Annotated in this window: 21 protein-coding genes; 15 read left to right on the top strand and 6 right to left on the bottom strand. The window is 70.7% G+C overall.

All coding sequences use genetic code 11. From position 1 onward, the window contains the following. Positions 1-68: 68 nt before the first annotated feature. Positions 69-326: a DUF2530 domain-containing protein gene (locus ACZ7OO_RS20110; RefSeq protein ID WP_352223478.1), complete on the bottom strand. Its 258-nt coding sequence runs from the start codon at positions 324-326 to the stop codon at positions 69-71. Positions 327-438: 112 nt separating this feature from the next. On the opposite strand from ACZ7OO_RS20110, the gene ACZ7OO_RS20105 reads away from it, so the two are divergent. Next, positions 439-1,890 carry an NCS2 family permease gene (locus ACZ7OO_RS20105; protein WP_471506133.1) on the top strand — a complete coding sequence of 484 codons (1,452 nt, stop codon included), beginning with the start codon at positions 439-441 and terminating at the stop codon, positions 1,888-1,890. Positions 1,891-1,921: 31 nt separating this feature from the next. Here the strand turns inward: ACZ7OO_RS20105 and ACZ7OO_RS20100 are convergent, their stop codons facing one another. Further along, complete coding sequence (locus tag ACZ7OO_RS20100; protein WP_352223476.1) at positions 1,922-2,116, bottom strand: ribbon-helix-helix protein, CopG family; 195 nt, start codon at positions 2,114-2,116, stop codon at positions 1,922-1,924. A 152-nt stretch (positions 2,117-2,268) separates the two neighbouring features. Here ACZ7OO_RS20100 and ACZ7OO_RS20095 point away from each other — a divergent pair, with 152 nt between their 5' ends. Next, a complete protein-coding gene (locus tag ACZ7OO_RS20095; protein WP_471506131.1) occupies positions 2,269-2,706 on the top strand; it encodes a MarR family winged helix-turn-helix transcriptional regulator in 438 nt (145 codons plus the stop codon). A 27-nt stretch (positions 2,707-2,733) separates the two neighbouring features. After that, positions 2,734-4,083, top strand: coding sequence for an MFS transporter (locus tag ACZ7OO_RS20090; protein WP_471506129.1), 1,350 nt, complete (start codon positions 2,734-2,736; stop codon positions 4,081-4,083). A gap of 31 nt (positions 4,084-4,114) precedes the next feature. On the opposite strand, the gene ACZ7OO_RS20085 is transcribed toward ACZ7OO_RS20090, so the two are convergent. Beyond that, positions 4,115-4,633: a GNAT family N-acetyltransferase gene (locus tag ACZ7OO_RS20085; protein WP_471506127.1), complete on the bottom strand. Its 519-nt coding sequence runs from the start codon at positions 4,631-4,633 to the stop codon at positions 4,115-4,117. Positions 4,634-4,659: 26 nt separating this feature from the next. Here ACZ7OO_RS20085 and thpR point away from each other — a divergent pair, with 26 nt between their 5' ends. Beyond that, positions 4,660-5,286 carry an RNA 2',3'-cyclic phosphodiesterase gene (thpR, locus tag ACZ7OO_RS20080; protein WP_471506125.1) on the top strand — a complete coding sequence of 209 codons (627 nt, stop codon included), beginning with the start codon at positions 4,660-4,662 and terminating at the stop codon, positions 5,284-5,286. A gap of 420 nt (positions 5,287-5,706) precedes the next feature. On the opposite strand, the gene ACZ7OO_RS20075 is transcribed toward thpR, so the two are convergent. Together ACZ7OO_RS20075 and ACZ7OO_RS20070 are read right to left on the bottom strand one after the other, a co-directional pair. Continuing rightward, on the bottom strand, positions 5,707-6,699 hold the full coding sequence (locus ACZ7OO_RS20075) for an aldo/keto reductase (RefSeq protein WP_471506123.1): 993 nt from the start codon (positions 6,697-6,699) through the stop codon (positions 5,707-5,709). 213 nt (positions 6,700-6,912) lie between these two features. Next, on the bottom strand, positions 6,913-7,596 hold the full coding sequence (locus ACZ7OO_RS20070; RefSeq protein ID WP_471506121.1) for a GDSL-type esterase/lipase family protein: 684 nt from the start codon (positions 7,594-7,596) through the stop codon (positions 6,913-6,915). Positions 7,597-7,689: 93 nt separating this feature from the next. Between ACZ7OO_RS20070 and ACZ7OO_RS20065 the strand changes: the two genes are divergently transcribed. Beyond that, entirely contained in the window at positions 7,690-8,703 is a 1,014-nt protein-coding gene (locus ACZ7OO_RS20065) for a TolB-like translocation protein (protein ID WP_471506119.1), read from the top strand. 48 nt (positions 8,704-8,751) lie between these two features. On the opposite strand, the gene serC is transcribed toward ACZ7OO_RS20065, so the two are convergent. Then, on the bottom strand, positions 8,752-9,870 hold the full coding sequence (gene serC, locus ACZ7OO_RS20060; protein WP_471506117.1) for a phosphoserine transaminase: 1,119 nt from the start codon (positions 9,868-9,870) through the stop codon (positions 8,752-8,754). Positions 9,871-10,006: 136 nt separating this feature from the next. On the opposite strand from serC, the gene ACZ7OO_RS20055 reads away from it, so the two are divergent. The 10 genes from ACZ7OO_RS20055 to ACZ7OO_RS20010 all read left to right on the top strand — a co-directional run bounded on the left by ACZ7OO_RS20055 (position 10,007) and on the right by ACZ7OO_RS20010 (position 25,075). Further along, positions 10,007-12,898 (top strand): FAD-binding and (Fe-S)-binding domain-containing protein, encoded by a 2,892-nt coding sequence (locus tag ACZ7OO_RS20055; RefSeq protein WP_471506115.1) that lies wholly within the window; start codon positions 10,007-10,009, stop codon positions 12,896-12,898. A 2-nt stretch (positions 12,899-12,900) separates the two neighbouring features. Beyond that, positions 12,901-13,743: a metallophosphoesterase family protein gene (locus tag ACZ7OO_RS20050; RefSeq protein ID WP_471506113.1), complete on the top strand. Its 843-nt coding sequence runs from the start codon at positions 12,901-12,903 to the stop codon at positions 13,741-13,743. Positions 13,744-13,851: 108 nt separating this feature from the next. Continuing rightward, on the top strand, positions 13,852-14,985 hold the full coding sequence (locus ACZ7OO_RS20045) for a lipid II:glycine glycyltransferase FemX (protein ID WP_471506111.1): 1,134 nt from the start codon (positions 13,852-13,854) through the stop codon (positions 14,983-14,985). Positions 14,986-15,235: 250 nt separating this feature from the next. After that, on the top strand, positions 15,236-15,364 hold the full coding sequence (locus tag ACZ7OO_RS20040) for a hypothetical protein (protein ID WP_471506109.1): 129 nt from the start codon (positions 15,236-15,238) through the stop codon (positions 15,362-15,364). A 93-nt stretch (positions 15,365-15,457) separates the two neighbouring features. Beyond that, complete coding sequence (locus ACZ7OO_RS20035; protein WP_471506107.1) at positions 15,458-17,647, top strand: ABC transporter ATP-binding protein; 2,190 nt, start codon at positions 15,458-15,460, stop codon at positions 17,645-17,647. A gap of 112 nt (positions 17,648-17,759) precedes the next feature. Continuing rightward, positions 17,760-19,025, top strand: a complete 1,266-nt coding sequence (locus tag ACZ7OO_RS20030; RefSeq protein ID WP_471506105.1) for a hypothetical protein — start codon at positions 17,760-17,762, stop codon at positions 19,023-19,025. Between the two features lie 840 nt (positions 19,026-19,865). Further along, complete coding sequence (locus tag ACZ7OO_RS20025; protein ID WP_471506103.1) at positions 19,866-20,861, top strand: EamA family transporter; 996 nt, start codon at positions 19,866-19,868, stop codon at positions 20,859-20,861. A gap of 148 nt (positions 20,862-21,009) precedes the next feature. After that, the gene (locus ACZ7OO_RS20020; protein WP_471506101.1) at positions 21,010-21,804 is read left to right on the top strand and encodes a TIGR03084 family metal-binding protein; all 795 of its coding nucleotides are present in this window, start codon (positions 21,010-21,012) and stop codon (positions 21,802-21,804) included. Beyond that, complete coding sequence (locus ACZ7OO_RS20015; protein ID WP_471506100.1) at positions 21,801-23,480, top strand: acyclic terpene utilization AtuA family protein; 1,680 nt, start codon at positions 21,801-21,803, stop codon at positions 23,478-23,480. Before ACZ7OO_RS20020 ends, ACZ7OO_RS20015 begins: the two co-directional genes overlap by 4 nt. Continuing rightward, on the top strand, positions 23,477-25,075 hold the full coding sequence (locus ACZ7OO_RS20010; protein ID WP_471506099.1) for an acyl-CoA carboxylase subunit beta: 1,599 nt from the start codon (positions 23,477-23,479) through the stop codon (positions 25,073-25,075). The genes ACZ7OO_RS20015 and ACZ7OO_RS20010 overlap by 4 nt, the downstream gene beginning before the upstream one ends. The last annotated feature ends 6 nt before the right edge of the window (positions 25,076-25,081 follow it).

The raw sequence follows: 25,081 nt of genomic DNA, 5'->3' as shown, positions 1-25,081 counted from the left end.
ACCGGCAGCGTTGTTGACGCGGCTGATGGGCGGGTGTCCGCCCAGTAGGTAGCGGACCGCGGCGCGGCCTAGAGGGCGCGGGCCGCTTCGGCCCGCCTGATGGCCGCGTCCCGCTTCTTCACGTACCAGACGCCTATCAGCCCGAGACCGCCGCCGGCCAGGCAGGTCCACACCCACCAGGTGTGGCCGTGGTCGGCGAACCAGCCGTAGAAGGGGAGCTGGACCAGGAAGAGAACGAACCAGACGATCGTGCCGCCGACGACGGTCGGAACGACGGGGCCCTCCAGGGGCTCCGGCGCCTCGTGCTTGGGGGTCCACTTCGCCATGGGCCCTAGCTTACGCACCTCGGTGGTCTACGCGCGGAGATAGCGATCAGCCACTCATACGTTCATACTGAAACCGTTTGTGTCTGGCTACTTCCGATCGTAGGAACATCCAATGTCGACCCCGGCTTCCACTCAGGCCCCCGCCCCCGAACAGCCGGGTGCGACCCCCGCGTACGGCGCGCTCGACCGTTACTTCAAGATCTCCGAGCGGGGCAGCACCCTCGCCCGCGAGGTGCGCGGCGGCTTCGCCACGTTCTTCGCGATGGCGTACATCATCGTGCTGAACCCGATCATCCTCGGCAGCGCGAAGGACATGTACGGCCACCACCTCGACAACGGACAGCTGGTCACGGCCACCGTCGTCACCGCCGCCTTCACCACGCTGCTCATGGGTGTCATCGGCAACGTCCCGATCGCGCTCGCCGCCGGTCTCGGCGTGAACTCCGTCGTCGCCCTCCAACTGGCGCCCCGGATGTCCTGGCCGGACGCGATGGGCATGGTGGTCCTGGCCGGCTTCATCGTGATGCTGCTGGTCGCCAGCGGTCTGCGCGAGCGTGTGATGAACGCCGTGCCCTACAGCCTGCGCAAGGCGATCTCGATCGGTATCGGCCTGTTCATCATGCTGATCGGTCTCGTGGACTCCGGCTTCGTCAGCCGGATCCCGGACGCCGCCCAGACCACGGTCCCGCTCCAGCTCGGCGCCGACGGTCATCTCAACGGCTGGCCGGTCCTGGTCTTCGTGCTCGGCGCGCTGCTGACCCTCGCGCTGATCGTCCGCAAGGTCTCCGGCGCGATCCTGATCTCCATCGTGGCGATGACCGTGCTCGCGCTGATCATCAACGCCGTCGCCCATGTGACCTCCTGGGGTCTGACCACCCCGAAGTGGCCCGGCAACCCCCTCGCCACCCCGGACTTCGGCCTGCTCGGCAAGGTCAGCCTGTTCGGCGGCTTCGGCAAGGTCGGTGTGCTGACCGGCATCCTCTTCGTCTTCACCGTCCTGCTGTCCTGCTTCTTCGACGCCATGGGCACGATCATGGGCGTCAGTGACGAGGCCAAGCTGACCGACGCCCAGGGCTATATGCCGGGCATCAACAAGGTCCTCTTCATCGACGGTGTCGCGGTCGCCGCCGGCGGGGCCAGCTCCTCCTCTGCCACCACCTGCTTCGTGGAGTCGACGGCGGGCGTCGGCGAGGGCGCCCGCACCGGCTTCGCCAACGTCATCACCGGCGCGCTGTTCGCCGTGGCGCTGTTCCTGACCCCGGTCGCCACGATGGTCCCGTCCCAGGCGGCCACCCCGGCGCTGCTCGCGGTGGGCTTCCTGATCCTGGCCGGTTCGATCAAGGAGATCGACTGGGCCGACTACACCGTCGCGATACCGGCCTTCGTGACGATGGTGATGATGCCGTTCACCTACTCGATCACGAACGGCATCGGCATGGGCTTCATCACCTTCGTGGTGCTGCGCCTGGCCGCCGGCCGGGTGAAGGAGATCCCGGTCGCGATGTACGTGGTCTCGGCCGTGTTCGCCTTCTACTACCTGATGCCGGCCCTGGGCCTCACCTGATCCTGAGCCTGATGCTGATCAGGCCGGGATCTCATGTGACCTTGACCTGATCACCGTAGAACCTCTCCGTCTCCTCGACGGCGGCCGAGAACCGCTCGTCGAAGTCGTTGCGAATGAGCGTCCGGACCACATAGTCCTGGACGCTCATTCCCCTTTTCGCCGCATGGTGCCGGAGCCGGTCGAGCAGCTCTTTGTCTATCCGCAGGCTGAGCACACTGGTCCCCATGCATACGAGGGCGCCACATCCGGGCGTCCGATGCGTCACTTTCCGGATCCGGCTCACTCGTAAGGGTGAAGATGGGGGTTCAGTGGTCGAGGTCACGGGCATGTCGGCGTGTCCGGGTGTCCTTAGGTAGGGTAATGAGTTACTCTAAAGACATGCCGGACCTTACCCATGGCGACGACGTGGCCGCCGTGAACTCCCTCCGCTCCGCCGTGATGCGACTCTCGCGACGGCTGAAGCACCAGCGGGTCGACGAGTCACTGAGCCCCACCGAGATGTCGGTACTGGGCACCCTCTCCAACTGCGGCCAGGCCACCCCCGGTGAGCTGGCCCGCAAGGAGCATGTGCAGCCGCCCTCGATGACCCGCATCGTGGCGCTGCTCGAAGCCAAGGGACTGGTCCGTCTGGAGCCGCACCCCGAGGACCGGCGCCAGAAGGTCGTCACCAAGACCGAGCAGGCCGAGGCGATGCTCGAGGAGAGCCGTCGCAAGCGCAACGCGTTCCTGGCCGGCCTGGTCGACGGCCTCGACGAGGACGACTGGGCCAAGCTCCGTGCGGCCGCCCCCGTCCTGGAGAAACTCGCACACCTGTAAACCCCCTGACGAGGAGGCGAACCCACTTTGAGTACGGGATCCGGAGCACCTTCCGCCCCCGCACCGACCGCCCCAACTACCCCCGCGTCCCACAGGTCCTCGATGTTCGGCTCGCTGAAGGTCAGGAACTACCGCCTGTTCTTCGCGGGCCAGGTCGTCTCGAACATCGGCACCTGGATGCAGCGCATCGCCCAGGACTGGCTGGTCCTCAGCCTCACCGGCTCCGCGACCGCCGTCGGCGTCACCACCGCCCTGCAGTTCCTGCCGATGCTGCTCTTCGGCCTCTACGGCGGAGTCCTCGTCGACCGGCTGAACAAGCGGCGCGCACTTCTCGTCACCCAGTCGGCCATGGCCCTCACCGGCATCGCGCTCGCGCTGCTGACCCTCTCCGGCCATGTCCACGTCTGGCATGTCTACCTCGCCGCCTTCGCCGTCGGCCTCGCCACGGTTGTCGACAACCCGGCTCGCCAGTCCTTCGTCTCCGAGATGGTCGGCCCGGACCAGTTGCAGAACGCGGTCAGCCTCAACTCCGCGAACTTCCAGTCGGCCCGACTGGTCGGCCCCGCCGTCGCCGGCCTGATGATCACCGGCGTCGGCACCGGCTACGCCTTCCTCTTCAACGGCCTGTCCTTCGTCGCCCCCATCGCCAGCCTGCTGCTGATGCGCGCGCGTGACCTGCACGTCGTGGAGCGGGCACCGAGAGGAAAGGGCCAGCTGCAAGAGGGCCTGCGCTATGTCAGCGGCCGTCCCGACCTGCTCTGGACGATCACCCTGGTCGGGTTCATCGGCACCTTCGGCTTCAACTTCCCCGTCTACCTCTCCGCCTTCGCGGACGACGTCTTCCACGCGGGCGCCGGCTCCTACAGCCTCTTCAACACCCTGATGGCGGTCGGCTCCCTGGCCGGCGCCCTGCACGCGGCCAGACGCGGCACGACCAGGCTGCGGGTGATGATCGCTGCCGCGGTCGCCTTCGGCGCACTGGAGCTGGTGGCCGCGACCGCCCCCTCGCTCTGGCTGTTCGCCCTGCTCATGGTCCCGATCGGCATGTTCGGCATGACGATCAACGTCACCGCCAACACCAGCATCCAGATGGGCACCGACCCGGCCATGCGCGGCCGGGTGATGGCCCTCTACATGATGGTCTTCCTCGGCGGCTCCCCGGTCGGCGCACCCATCGCCGGCTGGATCACGGACGCGTACGGCGTCCGCGCGGGCCTGGCGGTGGGCGGCGCCATCGCCGCCGCGACGGCCGTGGTGATCGGCCTCGTCCTGGCCCGCCTCGGCAACCTGCGCCTGTCGGTCGGCTGGCACGGCGGCCACCCGCGGGTGCGGTTCGTCCCGCGGGAGAAGCGGGAGGAACTGGCCGCGGCCGCGTGAGACACGCACGGGATACTGGCCAGGAGACGTATTACAGCCTCCGGGCCAGTACCTGTCCCGGCCAGTCGTTCTTGAACGTGTAGGTGTCGGTGCGGGTGAAGCCGTGGCCCTCGTAGTAGCGGACGAGCTTGCCGTCGGCGCCCGCGTAGCAGTCCACCCGCAGCAGTGACACCCCGGCCCGCCGGGTCTCCCCGGCCGCGTGCGCCAGCAGGGCGCTGCCCACGCCGTGCCCCTTGAACCGGCGGTCCGAGGCCAGCCAGTGGATGTACCGCTCGGGCTCACCGGGCGGCGGGAGATGCGCCAGATAGGCGCCGGGAGCGTCGGTGAGCGTGAGCGTGGCGGCCGGCACCCGGTCGGCCTCGGCGATGTAGGTCACGCCCTTGTCCATGCAGTGGACGACCGACTCAGCCGTCTTCGAGTTCTCCGACAGCGGCGTGGTCCCCCACTGCTCGGTCCGCCCCTGGCCCACCAGCCACGCCACCGAGCTGTCGAGCATGCCGAGTATCGCGGGAAGGTCGTCGGGGCCGCCTTCTCTGATGGTGATCTCCATCTCCCCATGATGGCAGGGTGGTCTGCATGAGACTCTTCGCAGCCGTGCTGCCCCCGCCCGAGGTGGCCGCCGAACTCGCCGCCGTGGTCGACCGGTTGAAGCGGTTGCCGGGTGCGGAGGCGCTGCGCTGGACCGGTCGCCCCGGCTGGCCCCGTGGCGGAGCCACTCATTGGCACTACACCCTGGCGTTCTACGGCGAGGTCGAGGACGGGGTCGTACCGGACCTGTCGGACCGGCTGGCCCGCGCGGCCCACCGCACGCCGCCCTTCCGCCTGTCCGTCGCGGGTGGCGGCCAGTTCGGCCACGGCCGGGCCCTGTGGGCGGGCGCCGAGGGCGACCTGGAGACCCTCCGCCTGCTGGCCGACCGCGCGGAGGCGGCGGCCCGGAAGGCGGGCGTGGCGATGGGGGAGCACCGTCGCTACAAGGCCCACCTGACGGTGGCCCGCAGCCGGGACGCGGTGGAGGTACGGCCGTATGTCGCGCTGCTCGCCGAGTTCGCGAGCCGGACCTGGACGGTGGGGGAGCTGACGCTGGTTCGCAGCAACCTGCCGACGTCGGGAGTGCCGGGGGAGCAGCCGCGGTACGAGGTGGTCGCCCGCTGGGGGCTGGGGCCTGTCCGGCGGATCGGGTCGCGGGAAATCGGCGGTGCCTGATCGGTGCTGGTGAGCGGGGTGTGGTGGGTGCGGCTGCAAGGCGGAGGAGGCGTGGACATCAGCCGCTGCCGCGGCGGGCGACGGGGTGGGGGCACCCCCGGCCGAAGGCTGGGGGACGTCGGCGAGTGACGACAACGCCGCTGGGGCCCCCTCTGGGGGAGTGCGTGCCACACCCCGCGTCTGCGGCAGGATCCGCCGGGCAGGCCCCAAGGACGGCCGGTTAGGCTCCTTGCCGTGGACCCGAAGACCCGGAACCGGATTATGGCCGGTGCGCTTGTGCTGTTGTTCGTGGTGGTCGCCGTGGCTTCTGCCATGAGGTGACAGGAGGAGCCGAAGGGATGACCGCGGCCGGCTGAGTGACCGGCCGCGGGTCGGCGGTGGCCCTTACGGGCGCTGCCCCTGACGTCGGCTACCGGTCGGCTACCAGGCGAAGGCCTCCGGAGAAGGACCCGGACCCGGGAAGATCTCGTCCAGCCCCTCCAGCAACTCCTCGCTCAGCTCGAGCTCGACGGCCCTCAGCGCCGACTCCAGCTGCTCGCCGGTGCGCGGGCCGACGATCGGACCCGTCACCCCCGGACGCGTCAGCAGCCAGGCCAGCGCGGTCTCGCCCGGCTCCGCCCCGTGCTTCTCCAGCAGGTCCTCGTAGGCCTGGATCTGCGCGCGGGCGGCGGGGTCCTTGAGGGTGTCGGCGGCCCGCCCGGACGCCCGGCGCCCGCCCTCGACCTCCTTCTTGATCACCCCGCCCAGCAGGCCGCCGTGCAGCGGCGACCAGGGGATGACCCCGAGGCCGTAGTCCTGCGCGGCCGGGATGACCTCCATCTCGGCGCGCCGCTCGGCCAGGTTGTACAGGCACTGCTCACTGACCAGCCCGATGGTCCCGCCACGCCGGGCGGCGATCTCGTTGGCCTGGGCGATCTTGTAGCCGGGGAAGTTGGAGGACCCGACGTACAGGATCTTGCCCTGCGTGATGAGGGTGTCGATCGCCTGCCAGATCTCCTCGAAGGGAGTGCTGCGGTCGATGTGATGGAACTGGTAGACGTCGATGTAGTCGGTCCCCAGCCGCTTCAGGCTGGCGTCGACGGACCGCCGGATGTTGAGGGCGGACAGCTTGTCGTGGTTGGGCCAGGCGTCGCCGTCGGCGGCCATGTTGCCGTACACCTTGGTGGCGAGCACGACCTTGTCGCGGTGCGCGGCACTCTTGGCGAACCAACTGCCGATGATCTCCTCGGTCCGCCCCTTGTTCTCACCCCACCCGTACACATTGGCGGTGTCGAAGAAGTTGATGCCGGCGTCCAGCGCCGCGTCCATGATCGCGTGACTGTCGGCCTCGTCGGTCTGGGGGCCGAAGTTCATGGTGCCGAGGACGAGTCGGCTGACCTTGAGTCCGGTACGTCCGAGCTGCGTGTACTTCATGGTCACCCAGCCAACGGCGTGGAGTGCGCTCTAAGCAAGCACCCCGGTCGGTCGTCCCGGCCGCGGGGCTCGGCGAGCAGGTCGTCCATCAGCTCGCACCGGATCGAGGGAAGGTACCCGGCGACCGCCGGCCCTCCTCCTCGGCCGCCTCCGTACGACCACAGTCGCGCGGTTCGACGATACGCACGGTGACCGGGGAACGTCCGGATCCGGTCAGTCCGTTCCGGCCGCGTACTCCTCGCCCAGAGCCCACCCCTGCCACATCGCCACGGCGAACGCCTCCGCGATCCGGTGCTCGCCGTTCGCGTTGGGGTGGGTGCCGTCATAGGTGTCGGTGTCGATGTCGTACGACGGCGGAGGTGAGGCCAGCAGGAGCGGTGACCGGGGCTCGTCCAGGTCGGCGACCGCCTTCGCCAGCAGCTCGTTGAAGAGGTTCACCTCTTCCGCGAACCGCACGTCCGACGCGGCCCGGATGTTCGGGATCACCGGCAGCACCACCATGCGGATGCGCGGCTCGGCCTCCCGTGCGGCGGCGACGAAGGACCGCACGTTCACCGCCGTCTGTTCCGCGTTCGTGTAGAAGCCCAGGTCGATCAGGCCGAGGGACACCAGGAGGACGTCGGCGCGGCAGGAACGCACGGCCTCCCCTATCAGCGGGGTCATGTGCAGCCAGCCCTCGCCCCAGCCGGCCAGGTGGGCGCGGGGGAAGTCGGGGTCGGCGTAGGCGTACGACGTGGGTGCGTCGGCGAGCTTGTCGTACAGCGTCTCGCGCGGGCCGACCAGCGTGAACGGGCCGCCGCAGGTCGCGCACAGGTGCTGCCACATGCGGTACCGCCATGTGTGTTCGCCCGCGCTGCCGATGGTCATCGAGTCCCCGACGGGCATGAACCTGAGCATCCGCTCATGATGGACGATCAGCGGGAGGGACGGGGTGTGAGGACCGCCACGTCCCCCGTGGGGGAACACCGGGCGGGATGGCAGGCTTGGCCCATGCGCCGACGACCGCTCGCCCTCCCCGCCGGAGCCCTCCTCGCCGGGCTCCTGCTCACGGGGGCCCTGGCCCCCGCCCCCGCCTCCGCCGCCGACGGCACCGGTGACCAGGGGTTCACGATCAAGGACCCGCGCATCACCGAGTCCAGCGGTCTCGCCGCCTCCCACCTCCACCCCGGCATCTACTGGACCCACAACGACAGCGACGACGGCCCCTACATCTACGCCGTCGACAGCGCGACCGGGAAGACCGTCGCCACGGTCACTCTCAGCGGCATCGGCAGACCCCGTGACGTCGAGGCCATCTCCATCGGCCCCGACAACCAGATCTACGTCGGTGACATCGGCGACAACCTCGACGGCAGCTGGCCGTATGTGTGGATCTACCGGCTGCCCGAGCCGAAGGTGCTGGAGACCCAGACGATCAAGGCCACGCAGTACATCGTCAAGTACTCGAACGGCGCCCGGAACGCCGAGTCCCTCATCGTCCATCCCAAGACGGGACGCGTGTACATCATCGACAAGAAGGAGGACGGCGGGCATCTCTACGAGGGCCCGGCGACCCTGTCCTCCTCCGGCACCAACATCTTCAAGCCCGTCGCCACCGTCGACCTCTGGGCCACCGACGCCGCCTTCTCGCCGGACGGCAGGCAACTCGCCGTACGCGGCTACTTCGGCGGCATCTACTACGACTGGAACGGCGGGAAGATCAAGCGCGAGGGACGGCTCGACGTGCCGCTCCAGAAGCAGGGCGAGTCGGTCAGCTACTCCACCGACGGGACCAGGCTGATGTACGGGAGTGAGGGCTCCGACAGCCCGGTGCAGGCCGAGGACGTGCCGGGCGGGACGGCGGCCGGGAAGTCATCGACGGGAAGCGGGAGTTCGGCCGCCGACGGGGGCAGCGGCAGTCCCGCCACCGGCCGGATCAAGGTCGGCGCCATCGCCGTCGGCGTCGCCCTGCTCGCCCTCTTCGGGCTGCGCCGGCTGCGGCGCACACCCACCCGCCGGCACTGACGCCCGGTGTGCGTACACCGGGCGCCTCTCACCGTCGTACGGAAGTGATCAGAGCTTCTCGATCACGTAGTCGACGCACTTGGTCAGCGCCTCGACGTCGGCCGGGTCGATCGCCGGGAACATCGCGACCCGGAGCTGGTTGCGGCCGAGCTTGCGGTAGGGCTCGGTGTCGACGACGCCGTTGGCGCGCAGCACCTTGGCGACGGCGGCCGCGTCGATCTCGTCGGCGAAGTCGATCGTGCCGATGACCTGGGAGCGCTGCGCCGGGTCGGCGACGAACGGGGTGGCGTACTTGCTCCCCTCCGCCCAGCTGTACAGCCGGGTCGAGGAGTCCTTCGTACGGGCCGTCGACCACGCCAGACCGCCCTGGCCGTTGAGCCACTCCAGCTGCTGGTTGAGCAGGAAGAGGGTGGCGAGTGCCGGGGTGTTGTACGTCTGGTTCTTGCGGGAGTTGTCGATCGCCGTGGGCAGGCTGAAGAACTCCGGTACGTGACGCCCGGACGCGTGGACGCGCTCGGCGCGCTCGATCGCGGCCGGGGAGAAGACGCCGATCCACAGGCCGCCGTCGGAGGCGAAGGACTTCTGCGGGGCGAAGTAGTAGACGTCGGTCTCGGTGACGTCCACGGGGAGGCCGCCCGCGCCGGAGGTGGCGTCGACGAGCACGAGCGCGCCCTCGTCGGCCCCGGAGACCCGCTCGATCGGCATGGCGACACCGGTCGAGGTCTCGTTGTGCGTGAAGGCGTAGACGTCCACGCCGGCCTCGGCGCGCGGCTCCGGGTGGGTGCCCGGGTCGGAGGCGATGACGGTGGGCTCGGCCAGCCAGGGGGCGAGCTTGGCGGCCTTGGCGAACTTGGACGAGAACTCGCCGAAGTTCAGGTGCTGCGACTTGCCGTCGATCAGACCGTGGGTGGCGACGTCCCAGAAGGCGGTGGATCCGCCGTTGCCGAGGACGACCTCGTAGCCGTCCGGGAGGGAGAACAGGGAGCTGATGCCCTCGCGGACCTGGCCGACCAGGTTCTTCACCGGGGCCTGGCGGTGGGAGGTGCCCATGAGAGAGGTACCGGTGGCGGCGAGCGCGTCCAGCGCCTCCGTCCGCACCTTGGAGGGGCCCGCGCCGAAGCGTCCGTCGGCGGGCTTGATGTCAGCGGGGATCTGGATGTCAGCCACGGGGCGAGCGTAGTGGTTGGAGGAAACGCGGTCGAAATGTAGTCCGTCGGGTGAGACGGGCGGGTGTGGGGGTGCGAGACGGTTCCGCGGCCGTCGTCCCGCGTCACTGTCGGTGCCGGCGGGCAGACTGGGAGGCATGGTCGAACTGGAGGCTGAACTGCGCAGGGCCGTCCGGGGCGAGGTGGGGTTCGGCATCACGTCGCGGGCGCTGGTCACCATGGACGCGTCCAACTACCGGCGGGTCCCGCTGGGGGTGGTGGCCCCTCGGGACACGGACGACGTGGCGGCCGTACTGGAGGTGTGCCGTGCCCACGGGGTGCCGGTGGTCGCCCGGGGCGGGGGCACGTCGATCGCGGGACAGTCGACGGGCACGGGCGTGGTCCTTGACTTCACCCGCCATATGAACCGTCTGGTCGACCTGGACGCGTCCACCCGTACGGCCGTCGTCCAGCCGGGGCTGGTCCTGGACCGTCTCCAGGAGGCCGCCGCCCCGCACGGCCTGCGTTTCGGCCCCGACCCCTCCACGCACAGCCGCTGCACGCTCGGCGGGATGATCGGCAACAACTCGTGCGGCTCGCACAGTGTGGCCTGGGGTACGACGGCGGACAGCGTCCGGGAGCTGGACGTGATCACCGCGCGGGGCGGGCGGCTGCGGCTGGGGCAGGACTGGGCCGGGGCACCGGAGGGCCTGCGCGAACTGGTGGCCGGGGAGCTGGCCCGCCTGCGCACCGGATTCCCGGAGCTGCCCCGCCGTATCTCCGGTTACGCGCTGGACGCCCTGCTCCCCGAGAGGGGCGCCGACGTGGCCCGCGCCTTCTGTGGCAGCGAGGGCACGCTGGGAATCCTCACGGAGGCGACCGTCCGCCTTGTCGAGTCACCCCGCGCGCGTGCGCTGGCGGTGCTGGGGTACGCCGACGAGAGCGCGGCGGCGGAGGCGGCGGCCGGGCTGCTCCCCGCCGCCCCGCTCACGGTCGAGGGCATGGCCGCCGACCTGGTGCGGTCCCCGGCCGGACTGCCGCGCGGTGGCGCCTGGCTGTTCGTGGAGACGGGCGGGGACTCGGCCGCGGCGGCACGGGCGCGTGCGGAGTCGGTCGTCCGGGCGGCGGATGTCCTCGACGCGCTGGTCGTCACCGACCCGGCCGGGCAGCGCGCACTCTGGCGCATCCGCGAGGACGCCTCCGGTACGGCGACACGGATGCCGGACGGCAGCGAGGCCTGGCCCGGCTGGGAGGACTGCGCGGTACCGCCCGCCCGCCTGGGCGCGTACCTGCGGGACTTCAGAGGCCTGCTGTCGGCCCACGCCCTGCGCGGCACCCCGTACGGCCACTTCGGTGACGGCTGTATCCACGTCCGCATCGACTTCGACCTGCTCAGCGAGGCTGGCGTGGCCCGCTTCCGCCGCTTCTCGGAGGAGCTGGCCGGCCTCGTCGTCGCCCACGGCGGCTCGCTCTCCGGGGAGCACGGGGACGGCCAGGCGAGAGCCGAACTGCTGCCGAGGATGTACGGCGAGGAGATGGTGACTCTCTTCGAGCGCGCCAAGGCCCTCTGGGACCCGGACGACCTCCTCAACCCGGGCATCCTGGTCCGTCCCGCCCCCCTGGACTCGAACCTCCGCTTCTCCGTCCTCCCCCGCGAGTCACTGCCGGTGGCCTTCGCCTACCCCACCGACGACGGCGACTTCTCCGCGGCCGTCCGCCGCTGCGTGGGTGTGGCGAAGTGCCGTACGACCGCGGTGTCCGGCTCCTCCGTGATGTGCCCGTCGTTCAGGGCGACGGGCGAGGAGGAGCACTCGACGCGCGGCCGGGCCCGGCTGCTGCACGAGATGCTGGCGGGCGAGCTGGTGACGGACGGCTGGCGTTCGGAGGAGGTCCGGGACGCGCTGGACCTGTGCCTGTCCTGCAAGGGCTGCCGGTCGGACTGCCCGGTGGGGGTGGACATGGCGACATACAAGGCGGAGTTCCTGCACCACCACTACGAGGGCCGTCGCCGTCCTTCGTCGCACTACAGCATGGGCTGGCTGCCGAGGTGGCTGGAGTTGACGGCACGCACCCGCACGGCGTGGGCGGCCAACGCGCTCGCCTCGGTAGGACCGCTGGCGGCGCTGGCCAAACGCCTTGGCGGTATCGCACCGGAACGCGGGATCCCGCGCCTGGCGAGGGAGCCCTTCAGCCGGTGGCAGCGGCGGCGCCCGCGCGGCCGGGCGGCGGAGGCGCGGCCGGGTCACCACCCGGACCCTCCGGCGCGCAGGGTCTTCCTCTGGCCGGACACGTTCACCGAGTACCTGTCACCGTCCGTGGGCCGGGCGGCCGTACGGGTGCTGGAGGCGGCGGGAGTGGGAGTGCTGGAGCTGCCGACGCGAGGTGGGAAGGCCCGGTGGCCCGGCCTGTTGCCGGGCCGGCTCGGCCGCTCCCCCCGGGCCTGCTGCGGTCTGACGTACATCTCGACGGGCCAACTGGACCGTGCCCGCGCGGTGCTGCGCCGCACCCTGGATCTGCTGGAGCCGTTCCTGGTCCCGGAGCCGGGGGACGCGCCCCTGTTCGTGGTCCTGGAACCCAGCTGTGCGGCAGCCCTGCGCGCGGATCTGCCGGAACTCCTCCCGGACGACCCGCGTGCGGCACACCTCGCGGGGGCGGTGGTCACCTTCGCGGAGGCCCTGGAACGCCTGGCCCCCGACTGGGCCCCGCCCCGCCTGGACCGCCCGGTCACCGGTCAGACCCACTGCCACCAGCACGCGGTACTGGGCGACACCGCCGACCGCCGCCTCCGCCAGGCCGCCGCCCTCAACGGTGACCTGACGGGCGGCTGCTGCGGCCTGGCCGGCAACTTCGGTTTCGAGAAAGGCCACTTCGAGGTGTCGAGGGCGTGTGCGGAGGAACAGTTGCTGCCGGCGGTGGCCGAGGCGGCGGAGGACACGGTGATCCTGGCGGACGGCTTCTCCTGCCGGACCCAGCTGGAACAGCTGGCGGGGGTGCGGGGGCGGCATCTGGCGGAAGTGCTGGCGGAGGGGTTGGAGGGGGAGGGGAAGTGACCTTGCGCGAGGCTGGATGGAACCGGGTGGCGGTCCTCTCCGACATCCACGGGGTGTTACCGGCGCTTGAGGCGGTCCTCGCGGAACCGGACGTGTCCACGGCCGACCGCATCGTCCTCACCGGCGACATCACGGCGGGCCCGCAACCGGGCCAGGTGATCGACGCGTTGCGCGAGCTGGGCGACCGGGTGCTGTGGCTGTCGGGAAACGCGGACCGGGAGTTGGTCGAGTACCGCAGGGGCGAACGTACCGAAATCCCCGACCCGATAGGTCCGTTCGCGGCGGACGCGCTCACCGCCGAACAGGTCGACTTCCTCGCTGCCCTCCCCAAGACGGCCACTCTCACGATTCGAGGCATGGGCCGGGTCCTGTTCTGCCACGCGACTCCCCGCGACGACGAGGAGATCGTCCTGGTCGACTCCACCTCGGACCGCTGGGCGGAGGTGTTCGCCGGCCTCGGCCCCGACATCGGAACCGTCGTCTGCGGCCACACCCACATGCCGTTCACCCGCCTCGCCCACGGCCGCCTGGTCGTCAACCCCGGCAGTGTGGGCATGCCCTACGGCCGTCCGGGCGCCCACTGGTGCCTCCTGGGCCCCGGGACCGACCTGCGTGTGACGTCGTACGACATCCCGGCGGCGGTGGCCCGGCTCCGTGCCGAATGCGCATACCCGGACATCGCGGAGTGGGCGGACTGCTACCTCAACTCCCGGGTGACCGATACGGAGGCGTTGGCGGTGTTCGGGCCGAGGGACGGGAGGGCGGCGGCCACCGAGGCTCCTTGCGGCCTGTCCGGCGGGCGCAGCTCAGGACGGTCCGGGCCGGGCGCCCCGGAGCGTCGGTGAGCGTTTCCGTGACACGCGGTCCTCGGCGGCGTGGGGAAGGCAACCGCTCGGGGTGCGTCTGTTGTCCTTGACGGAATGACCGGTCCCGCAGCCGAGGAGTCCCCGCCGATGACAGCAGCCCTTCGCCTTCAGCCCATCAGCCGTGCCGAGCATCTCGCCTTCGCCGGTTCCCGGCCGTCCGTCAGCCATATGCAGGTGCCGTCCTGGGGAGAGGTGAAGGCCGACTGGCGGGCGGAGAGTCTGGGCTGGTTCGACGGGGAGGGGCGGATCGTCGGGGCCGGGCTGGTGTTGTTGCGGGCGTTGCCCAAGGTGAAGCGGTGTCTCGCCTACCTGCCGGAGGGGCCTGTCATCGACTGGCACGACCCGGGGCTCGAGCGCTGGCTCGATCCGCTGCTGGCGTATCTGAAGCAGCGCGGCGCTTTCGCGGTGAAGATGGGGCCGCCGGTCGTCGTACGACGGTGGGGTGCGGACGCGGTGAAGGAGGCGATCGCCGATCCCGCCGCCCGGCGGCTGCGGGACGCCGAGGCGACCTCGGAGGATCCCCGTGCCCTCGAACTCGGCGAACGGCTGCGCCGGATGGGGTGGCGGCAGGCGGAGGCGGGCGGGGAGGAGGGGTTCGCGGCCGGGCAGCCCCGGTATGTGTTCCAGGTTCCTTTCGCCGGAAGGTCGTTGGACGACATCCAGCGCGGGCTCAATCAGCAGTGGCGGCGCAATGTGAAGAAGGCCGAGAAGGCCGGGGTCAAGGTCGTCCGCGGCGGATACGAGGACCTGCCCGCCTTCTACACGCTGTACGCCGAGACCGCCGAGCGCGACCGCTTCATCGCGCGCCCCCTCTCCTACTTCCAGCGCATGTGGACCGCCCTCACCGCCGAACACCCCGACCGTATGCGCCTCTACCTCGCCCACCACGAGGGCGAGGTGCTCGCCGCCGCGACCATGCTCACCGTCGGCGGGCACGTCTGGTACTCCTACGGCGCCTCCACCAGCCGCAGGCGCGAGGTCCAGCCCAACAACGCCATCCAGTGGCGGATGATGTGCGACGCCCATGAACTCGGCGCCTCCGTATACGACTTCAGAGGCATCACCGACACCCTGGAGGAGTCCAACCACCTGCTGGGGCTGCTCCGTTTCAAGGTGGGCGCAGGCGGGGAGGCCGTCGAGTACCTGGGGGAGTGGGACTTCCCGCTCAACAAGCTGCTCCACAAGGCGTTCGACGTGTACATTGCCCGCCGCGCTTCATAAGCCGGCTCTCAGGTTCATAAGAGAACTCTCAGGTTCGGGGCCGTTATACAGCTGTTACCCAGGTATTCACAGCACCTGTTTGCCTTTCGCAAGCCGACTTTGCTGTTCCTTGAGATCCGGGCCGTGTAAGTTCATCGGTGTCGGGCGGCGGGGATTGCCGAGGATGACGATCCGAAATCCCCGGACGTTGCCCAAGAGAATTCTCGCTCCATCCTGCACCACTTGCACTTCGAACTCTCAAGGAGTCGGAATGGGCCTCAAGAAGCTCGCCCCGCTGCCCCCCAAGCCCAAGAAGCAGCTGCCCCCGCCGCCCCCGCCGAAGCCGAAGAAGAAGGCCCACAAGCCGCTTCCGAAGCCGATCCCCGGCCAGGACAACTGAGCCAGCCTTAAAAGGGACCGACGGTTCGCCGTCGGTCCTTTTTCACTCCTGAATTCCCGTAATTCCAGCGTCGGAGAGCGGAGGTCGTGGGAAATGCACGCAAAGGAGAGTGAAGGAACGGAATACGAGTACGAAGTCGACGACTCGGAATACGAGGACGAGTACGAGTACGACGAGGACGGCGACCACACGCCCGCCATCCCGGCCCGCACCGCCTTCCGCCGCTTCTGGCCGCTGACCCGGGGCCTGCGCGGCTGGCTGGTGATCGTCTGGGTGTGCACGGTGATCGCCGCGCTCGCCGAGACCGAGGCCATCCTGCTCTTCGGCGACCTCACCGACCACGCCCTGCGGCAGGGCTCGCTCCGCGCCTTCTGGAGCCCGGCCGGCCAGTGGCTGGGCATCGCGATCGTCGGCGCGATCGTCGCGTACGCCGGCAACTCCACCGCCGCCTGGGTCACCGAACGCTTCGTCATGCGGCTGCGCGAACACGTCTTCGACCATGTCCAGCAGCTGCCCCCGCACTTCTTCCAGCGCCACCGCCAGGGCGACCTGCTCTCCCGCCTGACCAGCGACGTCGAGGCCATCGAGACCATGGTGGTGTCCGGGCTCGTGGGCGCCGCATCGGCCCTGTTCAGCGCCCTGTTCTACGCGGCCGCCGCAGTCTGGCTGCGCTGGGACCTGGCCGCCGCCACCTTCGTCCTCGCACCCCTGTTCTGGCTGGCCGCCCGCCGCTTCTCCGGCTCCATCAAGGACGTGTCCAGGGAGGGCCGGGTCGCCGACGGCGCGATCACCTCCGTGGTCGAGGAGTCCCTCGGCAACATCGTGCTGACACAGGCGTACGACCGCCGTGACGCCGAGCGCCGTCGCCTGAACGAGGAGGCGAGCGCCTGGTTCCGCGCCTCCGTCCGCTCCACCCGCCTCAACGAGGCCTACGAGCAGATCGTCCAGGTCATCGAGACCGTCTGCGTCCTCGCGGTGATCGGCATCGGCGCCTGGGAGATCTCCACCGGCCGGATGACCCTCGGCCAGCTCCTCGCCTTCTCCGCCTTCCTCGGCTACCTCTACCCGCCCGTGCGCGGCCTCGCCCAGCTCGGCCTCACCGTCACCGCCGCCACGGCCGGCGCCGAACGGCTGATCGAGATCCTCGACGTGCGGCCGTCGGTCACCGACCCGCGCCGCGGCACCGGCACCGACACCGGCCGCCCCGACGGCACCGTCGAGCTCCGCGACGTCGGCTTCCGCTACCCCGGTGCCGACCGGGCGGCCCTGGAGGGCCTCTCCTTCACGGTCAGCCCCGGCGAACTCGTGATCATCACCGGGCCCAGCGGCGCCGGCAAGTCCACCGTCTCCAAGATGCTGCTCCGCTTCTACGACCCCGACAGCGGCGAGATCCTCCTCGACGGCGTCCCGATCCGCGACTTCCCCCTCGCCAGGCTGCGCGAGTACATCACCCTGCTCCCGCAGGAGACCCTCGTCCTGCACGACACCGTCCGCGCCAACATCGCCTGCGGCCGCCCCGGCGCCAGCGAACAGGCCATCGAGGACGCCGCCAGGGCCGCCGACGCGCACGACTTCATCGTCCGGCTCCCCGACGGCTACGACACCAAGGTCGACCCCAACTCGGCCCGGCTCTCCGGCGGCCAGCTCCAGCGCCTGGCCATCGCCCGGGCGATCCTGCGCGACGCGCCCGTCCTCGTCCTCGACGAACCGACCACCGGCCTGGACGCGATGGCCGCGCGCCGCGTCGTCAAGCCGCTACGGCGCCTGATGACCGGCCGTACGACCATCATGATCACCCACGACCTCAACCTCGCCCCCGACGCCGACCGCATCCTCGTCGTCGACCGCGGTCGCATCGTCGAAACCGGCCGTCACGACGAACTCCTCGCCCGCGGCGGCGCCTACTCCCGCCTGCACCGCTCCCAGAACAACGCGGTGATGGACACCGGCGAGCTACGGCTGCCGCTGTTCGTGGACCAGGGCGGCGCCGCACCGGCGGCAGGGGCCGTGGGGACGGGGGTGCCCCAGGCCTCCTACACGGGCGCGCAGGGCGACGGGTACGCCTACCAGCAGCCGTACGGGAACGTGTACGACTACGACGTGTACGCGGCCGCGGGACTATGGCCCCAACCCATGTACGAGGCCCACATGGAGACTTACGTGGAGGCCGACTACGGGGCGAACGTGCCCACCACACTCCCCGACGGCCGCCCCCTGTTCCGCGACGAGGAGCCGTGGCCCGGCATGCGAGCCGCCGCCCCGGACGGCCCGCAACTCCGGTAGGTGTAGGTATAACACGGCCGCCCAGACCGCGATCGCCGGCGCCAACGTCGCATCCGGACACGCCTACGCCGCCTCCCAGGCCGCCGTCGACGCCGGTAACGCCGCCCTCCAGGTGGCCGCTCCCGCCAACGACGCCGTCCAACTCGGCGCCCCGTACGTGACCACCGACCCCGCCGCCGGCCTCGCCGTCCTGACCGGGCAGTCCACCAAGACGATTGCCCAGCAGCAGCAGGCCGTCGCCGAGGCCCACGCCCAGAACGCCCAGGAGGCCGCCGCCCAGGCGGCGAGCACCGCCAACGCGGCCACCGGCGACGCCAAGGCCGCCTACACCCTGGCCGCCGAAGCCGCCGGATACGCAGCCGCCGCCCGCGCCTCCGCGAAGGAGGCCCTGGACTACTCCGCCGAGGCCGCCGGGTATGCCTCCAAGGCCGCCCAGTCCCTCGCCCGCACCATCGACTACGACATGCAGGCCACCGCCGACGCCAAGGCCGCCGACGACGCCGCCGGCCGCGCCGACGGCTACGCCACGCAGGCCCGCGACTCCGCGGACGCCGCCGCCCTCGACGCCCAGGCCGCCCGCAACTCCGCCGACCAGGCGGAACAGGCGGCCGTGGACGCCCGGGCGGCCGCAAAGGACGCCGACGCCCAGGCCACCGCCGCCGAAGAAGCCGCCAAGAACGCCCAGAAGTACGCCGAATCCGCCCAGCAGGCAGCCACGGAGGCGGCCAACGCGCAGGCCAACCAGCAGGTCAGCACAGGGGCCGGAACGGGGGTGGCGAACAGCTTCTACGTCGTCGACAAGATCGATCCGATCGGAGATCCCCACCAGGACAACGACTGCGTCATCGACGTCGGACTCAGCGGCTGCACCGTGCAGTTCACCCTGCACTTCAACGCCACCGTCAGCTTCTACGTGTGCACCAACCCGGACGTCCCGGCCACGGAGTCCGGCTGCCCGCGAGAGGACACGGTGTTCGTCGGCACGAACACCTTCACCGATCTGTCCCAGCAGATCACCCGCTATTTCACCAAGCTTGAGCTGATCGAGGGCATCACCAAGATCATCGCCAAGGTCGCCTGGGACATCCTCGCCCAGGACTTCGTGGACTGCTGGCACGGCAGCGCCGGCGGCTGCGCATGGGCAGCGACCAATTTCCTCCCGGGCAAGAAGATCGGGGAGGCGATCGACGCGATCCGCGTCTTCGACGCGGCGCTGCGCACCGGCATCGGCGTCGAAGACGCGTTCAGGGCCCTGAAGGCCGCGGATATCGAGGCCGCGACGCTCGCCGACGTCGAGCGCACCTTCAACATCTACGGCCCCAGGCTTCACGGGCGCCGCACCAATTCACGATCACCGGCGCTCAGTACGCATCGCTGACGCAGCTGGCGGCGGCATTCGACTACGGCGAATACGCTCTCAGCGATCTGGATGCCGTAATCGACACATAGGTCGACCACATCGCGGCGAATGCGACGGCCGGGATCGGTGGCGGCACCCACGCCTCCACCGAACCCGGCTCGTCCATTTCCTGGAGCGTCAACAGCGGCGAGCTTGTCAAAAAGCGCCGGTGACCCGGCAGAAAACCGGCGCCGTTCCATGCGCCGGATTCACCAGGGCCTGGGATGTGTGCGGCGAGGAGATCACCACCTGACCTCCGCCGGGCGTCCGGCGCCCCGGTACGGCAACCCGCCGTACCGGGGGCCCCGGTGCTCAGTGTCACCCCACCCCTGCTGGCACTGCGCTTTGAGGACCGCCTCCGTCGGCAGACCGTCGTCGGTGGTGGCTGCGGCGGGCTGTTGCCTGGTGGCGTCCGCACCAGTTGGACCAGCATGGGCCCGGCCGGGGGCGACCCGCCGGGCCTCGCGATCCCAGGGGGATTCACGTGTGTATACGCGTCGAGGCCGCCGTTCTGTCCGGTGCGTGCGGTCGCACTGTCCGCGCTCGCTGTTCCTGTGGTCGCCCAGGCGGCGCGCCCGAGCGCGAAGGCGCTGCTCAGCTCCTTCTTCGCGAACTCCGAGCCCGTTGCGCACAGCGCGCACGCCATGAACTCCGCGCGGCGAATTCAGGGGGCGGGGCCGAACGTGTTTCGAGACTTTCTCGACGGCTCGGCATCTCAGCATCCAGGACAGTCCCATAAGGGGTTCACACGCCTGTCCAAGTCTATTACTCTGAACTGAGAAGTGCATCGTACTGAACAACGAATCTCCTGGACCGCCCGTGACCACCCCCAGCACCTCACAGCAGCCGACGTCGGTGCCCACGCCCGTCCCCGTGTCCGCGTCCGCCGCCACCGGCGTCCCCGGCCGGTTCGGCTCGCTCGGTCCCGTCGGCCTGGTGCTGGCCGGCGGGATCTCCGTGCAGTTCGGCGGCGCCCTCGCGGTCACCCTGATGCCCAGGGCGGGCGCCCTCGGCGTGGTGACCCTGCGGCTCCTCGCGGCCGCCGTGATCCTGCTCGTCGTCTGCCGGCCACGGCTGCGCGGCCACTCCCGCACCGACTGGGGCACGGTGATCGTCTTCGGCATCACCATGGGTGCGATGAACGGCCTCTTCTACGAGGCCGTCGACCGCATCCCGCTGGGCCTCGCCGTCACCCTCGAAGTGCTCGGACCGCTCGCCCTGTCCGTGCTGGCCTCCCGGCGCCTGATCAACGCCCTCTGGGCGGGACTAGCGCTGGGCGGCGTCTTCCTGCTCGGCGGCGGGGACTTCAGCGGCCTCGACCCCGTGGGTGTCGGCCTGGCCCTGGGAGCCGGCGCCATGTGGGCCACCTACATCATCTTCAGCGCCCGCACCGGCCGCCGCTTCCCGCAGGCCGACGGTCTGGCCCTGGCCATGGCGGTCGCGGCCCTGCTCTTCCTGCCGCTGGGCATCGCCGACGCCGGTCCCAAGCTCCTCGACCCGACCACCGTCGCCCTTGGCTCGTCGGTCGCGGTGCTCTCCTCCGTTCTGCCCTACACCCTCGAACTCCTCGCTCTGCGGCGCCTTCCCGCGCACACCTTCGCCGTTCTCATGAGCCTGGAACCGGCCATCGCCGCCACCGCCGGCTTCCTCATACTCGACCAGGCCCTGACGGCCACCCAGGCGGCCGCCATCGCCTTCGTCATCGCGGCGAGCATCGGCGCGGTGCGCACCCAGGTGGGGCGCGGCCGACGGACGGTAGTGGGCGTCGAGGCGGCGGCCGGCCTTCAGGCGGAGGGGAAGGGCAGCGCGTCCTGACAGCCGTTGGCCGGGCGCTGGATCTTCTTCACGGTCTGGGCGTCCAGCGCCAAGGACCGTCCCCGGGCCAAGCTCCCGCGGCGGCCGCGGACGCAAATTCATGCAAGCGTGCTTGATTGTTTCTTGGCTCGCTGCCATGCTCCTCCCCATGTCCGAGCCGACGCCCGTCATCGACGACCTGCGCGAGGAGAGCACGGAACTCGACCGGCTGGTAGCCGAGTTGGGGACCGAGCGGTGGGCTCTCGCCACTCCCGCGCCTCGCTGGACCATCGCCCACCAGATCGCCCATCTGCACTGGACCGACCGCGCCGCACTGCTCGCCGTGACGGACGAGGACGGTTTCCGCGCGGAGGCCGAGAAGGCTCTCGCCGCCCCCGACACGTTCGTCGACGACGGCGCCGAGGACGGCGCCCGGCTCCCGCCCGCCGAGCTGCTGTCCCGCTGGCGCGAGGGCCGGACCGCGCTCGACCGGGCCCTGCGGGAGGCCGCACCCGGCACCCGCTTCCCCTGGTTCGGGCCTCCTATGTCCGCCGCCTCCATGGCCACCGGCCGGCTTATGGAGACCTGGGCCCACGGCCAGGACATCGCCGACGCCCTGGGTGTGGTCCGCGCCCCTACCGCCCGGCTCCGACATGTGGTCCGCATCGGGGTGCGCGCGAGGAACTTCGCCTACCTGGTACACGGCCTCACCCGTCCCCCCGAGGAGTTCCGGGTGGAGATCACCGGCCCGGACGGCGAGCTGTGGACCTACGGCCCCGAAGCCGCCCCGCAGCGCGTCACCGGCCCCGCACTCGACTTCTGCCTCCTGGTCACCCAGCGCGCCCACCGGAGGGATCTCGCCGTGCGCGCCGTCGGCCCCGACGCCGACCGCTGGCTCGACATCGCCCAGGCCTTCGCGGGCCCGCCCGGCACCGGCCGCACCCCGAAGGGCGGCACCGCGTGACCCTGCGCATAGGCAACGCCTCCGGCTTCTACGGCGACCGCTCCGACGCCCTGCGCGAGATGCTCATCGGCGGCGAACTCGACGTGCTCACCGGTGACTACCTCGCCGAGCTGACCATGCTCATCCTGGGCCGCGACCGGCTGAAGGACCCTGGCGCCGGATACGCCCGCACCTTCCTCCGCCAGTTGGAGGACTGCCTGGGCCTCGCCCAGGAACGCGGCGTCAGGATCGTCACCAACGCCGGCGGCCTCAACCCCGCCGGACTCGCCGACGCGGTGCGGACGCTGGCCGACCGGCTCGGCATCCCCGTGCGCGTCGCACATGTGGAGGGCGACGACCTCACCGCCGCCCACCCCGGCAGCCTCGCCGCCCACGCCTACCTCGGCGGCTTCGGGATCGCCGAGTGCCTGCGGGCCGGCGCCGACGTCGTGGTCACCGGCCGGGTCACCGACGCCGCCCTCGTCACCGGACCGGCCGCCGCCCACTTCGGCTGGCGGCGGCAGGAGTACGACCGGCTCGCGGGCGCCGTCGTCGCCGGACACGTCCTGGAGTGCGGAACGCAGGCCACCGGCGGCAACTACGCGTTCTTCGACGAGACTCCCGGAGATCTCCGGCGGCCCGGCTTCCCACTCGCCGAACTCCACGAGGACGGCAGCTGCGTGATCACCAAGCACCCCGGCACCGGCGGCTTCGTCGACGTCGGCACGGTGACCGCCCAGCTCCTCTACGAGACCGGCGGCGCCCGGTACGCGGGCCCCGACGTCACCGCCCGCCTCGACACCGTACGGCTGAGCCAGGACGGCCCGGACCGGGTACGGATCGAGGGCGTGCGGGGCGAGGCACCGCCCCCGACCCTCAAGGTCGGCCGCAACCGGCTGGGCGGCTTCCGCAACGAGGTCGTCTTCGTCCTCACCGGGCTCGACATCGAGGCCAAGGCGGATCTGGTACGGGAGCAGATGGCCGACGCCCTCGCCAAGTCGCCCCCGCAGGAGGTGCGGTGGGAGCTGGTGCGCACCGACCGGGCCGACGCGGACACCGAGGAGACGGCCAGCGCTCTGCTGCGGCTCGTCGTACGGGACCAGGACCAGGAAGCCGTCGGTCGGGCGCTGAGCGGAGCCGCCGTGGAACTCGCGCTCGCCAGCTACCCCGGCTTCCATGTGCTCGCACCACCTGGCAAGGGCGCGCCCTATGGGGTCTTCGAGGATGTGTACGTCCCCCAGGGCGAGGTGCCCCATGTGGCCGTCCTCCATGACGGGCGACGGATACCTGTGCCGTCGGCCCAGGACACCCTCGTACTCCAGGATCCGCCGCGACCGCCGCTGCCCGAGCCGCTCCCGGCCGGTCCCACCCGGCGGGTGCCCCTCGGCCTTGTCGCCGGGGCCCGCAGCGGTGACAAGGGCGGGAACGCCAACGTCGGCGTCTGGGTGCGCTCGGACGAGGCCTGGCGGTGGCTCGCACACACCCTGACCGTCGACACCTTCCGGCACCTCATACCCGAGAGCCGTGAACTGACCGTCACCGGGCATCTCCTGCCCAACCTCCGCGCCGTCAACTTCACCGTCGAAGGCATCCTCGGCCGGGGTGTGGCCGCCCAACACCGTTTCGACCCCCAGGCCAAGGCCCTCGGCGAATGGCTTCGCTCCCGCCACCTGGACATCCCGGAGGCCCTGCTGTGACGGTCATCGAGACCACGCTCGACACCCACACCCCCGACTACCGGGCGAACCGCGACACCATGCTCGCCAAGCTCACCGACCTGGAGGCCGAGCACGCCAAGGCCCTCGCGGGCGGCGGCGACAAGTACGTCGCATGGCACCGGGCACGCGGCAAACTCCTCGCCCGCGAGCGCATCGAACTCCTCCTCGACCCCGACACGCCGTTCCTTGAGCTGTCGCCGCTGGCCGCCTGGGGCAGCGACTACGCCGTCGGCGCCTCGCTGGTCACCGGGATCGGGGTCGTCGAAGGCGTGGAGTGCCTGATCACCGCCAACGACCCCACCGTGCGCGGCGGCGCCAGCAACCCCTGGTCGCTGAAGAAGGCCCTGCGCGCCAACGACATCGCCCTCGCCAACCGGCTGCCCTGCATCAGTCTGGTCGAGTCGGGAGGTGCCGATCTGCCGTCCCAGAAGGAGATCTTCATCCCCGGAGGCGCCATCTTCCGGGACCTCACCCGGCTCTCGGCCGCCGGCATCCCCACCATCGCGGTCGTCTTCGGCAACTCCACCGCCGGCGGCGCCTACATCCCCGGCATGTCCGACCACGTGATCATGGTCAAGGAGCGCGCCAAGGTCTTCCTCGGCGGACCGCCCCTGGTGAAGATGGCCACCGGCGAGGAGAGCGACGACGAGTCCCTGGGCGGCGCGGAGATGCACGCGCGCGTGTCGGGTCTCGCCGACCACCTCGCCGTCGACGAGCCGGACGCGCTGCGCCAGGCGCGCCGGGTGGTCGCCCGCCTCAACCACCGCAAGGCGCACCAGGATCCGGGCCCGGCAGAACCCCCCAAGTACCCCGCAGACGAACTCCTGGGCATCGTCCCAGGCGACCTCAAGGTCCCCTTCGACCCGCGCGAGGTGATCGCCCGGCTCGTCGACGCCTCCGACTTCGACGAGTTCAAGCCGCTGTACGGGACCAGCCTGACGACGGGCTGGGCCACCCTGCACGGCTATCCCGTGGGGGTGCTGGCGAACGCACAGGGCGTCCTGTTCTCCGCGGAGTCGCAGAAGGCCGCCCAGTTCATCCAGCTCGCCAACCAGCGGGACATCCCGCTCCTCTTCCTGCACAACACCACCGGCTACATGGTCGGCAAGGAGTACGAGCAGGGCGGGATCATCAAGCACGGCGCGATGATGATCAACGCGGTCAGTAACTCGAAAGTCCCGCACATCTCGGTCCTCATGGGCGCCTCCTACGGCGCCGGCCACTACGGCATGTGCGGGCGCGCCTACGACCCCCGTTTCCTGTTCGCCTGGCCCAGCGCCAAGTCGGCAGTCATGGGCCCGCAGCAGCTCGCCGGCGTGCTGTCGATCGTCGCCCGCCAGTCGGCCGCCGCGAAGGGACAGCCGTACGACGAGGACGGCGACGCTGCCCTGCGCGCCATGGTCGAGCAGCAGATCGAGTCCGAGTCGCTGCCCATGTTCCTGTCCGGGCGGCTGTACGACGACGGGGTCATCGACCCGCGCGACACCCGCACCGTCCTCGGCCTGTGCCTGTCCGCCATCCACACCGCCCCCTACGAGGGCGCGCGGGGCGGCTTCGGCGTCTTCCGGATGTGAGGGATC

The organism is Streptomyces sp. NPDC111744 (assembly GCF_055634995.1).
Note: the sequence above shows the minus strand (reverse complement) of the source record. Positions and strands in the feature narration are given on the sequence as shown.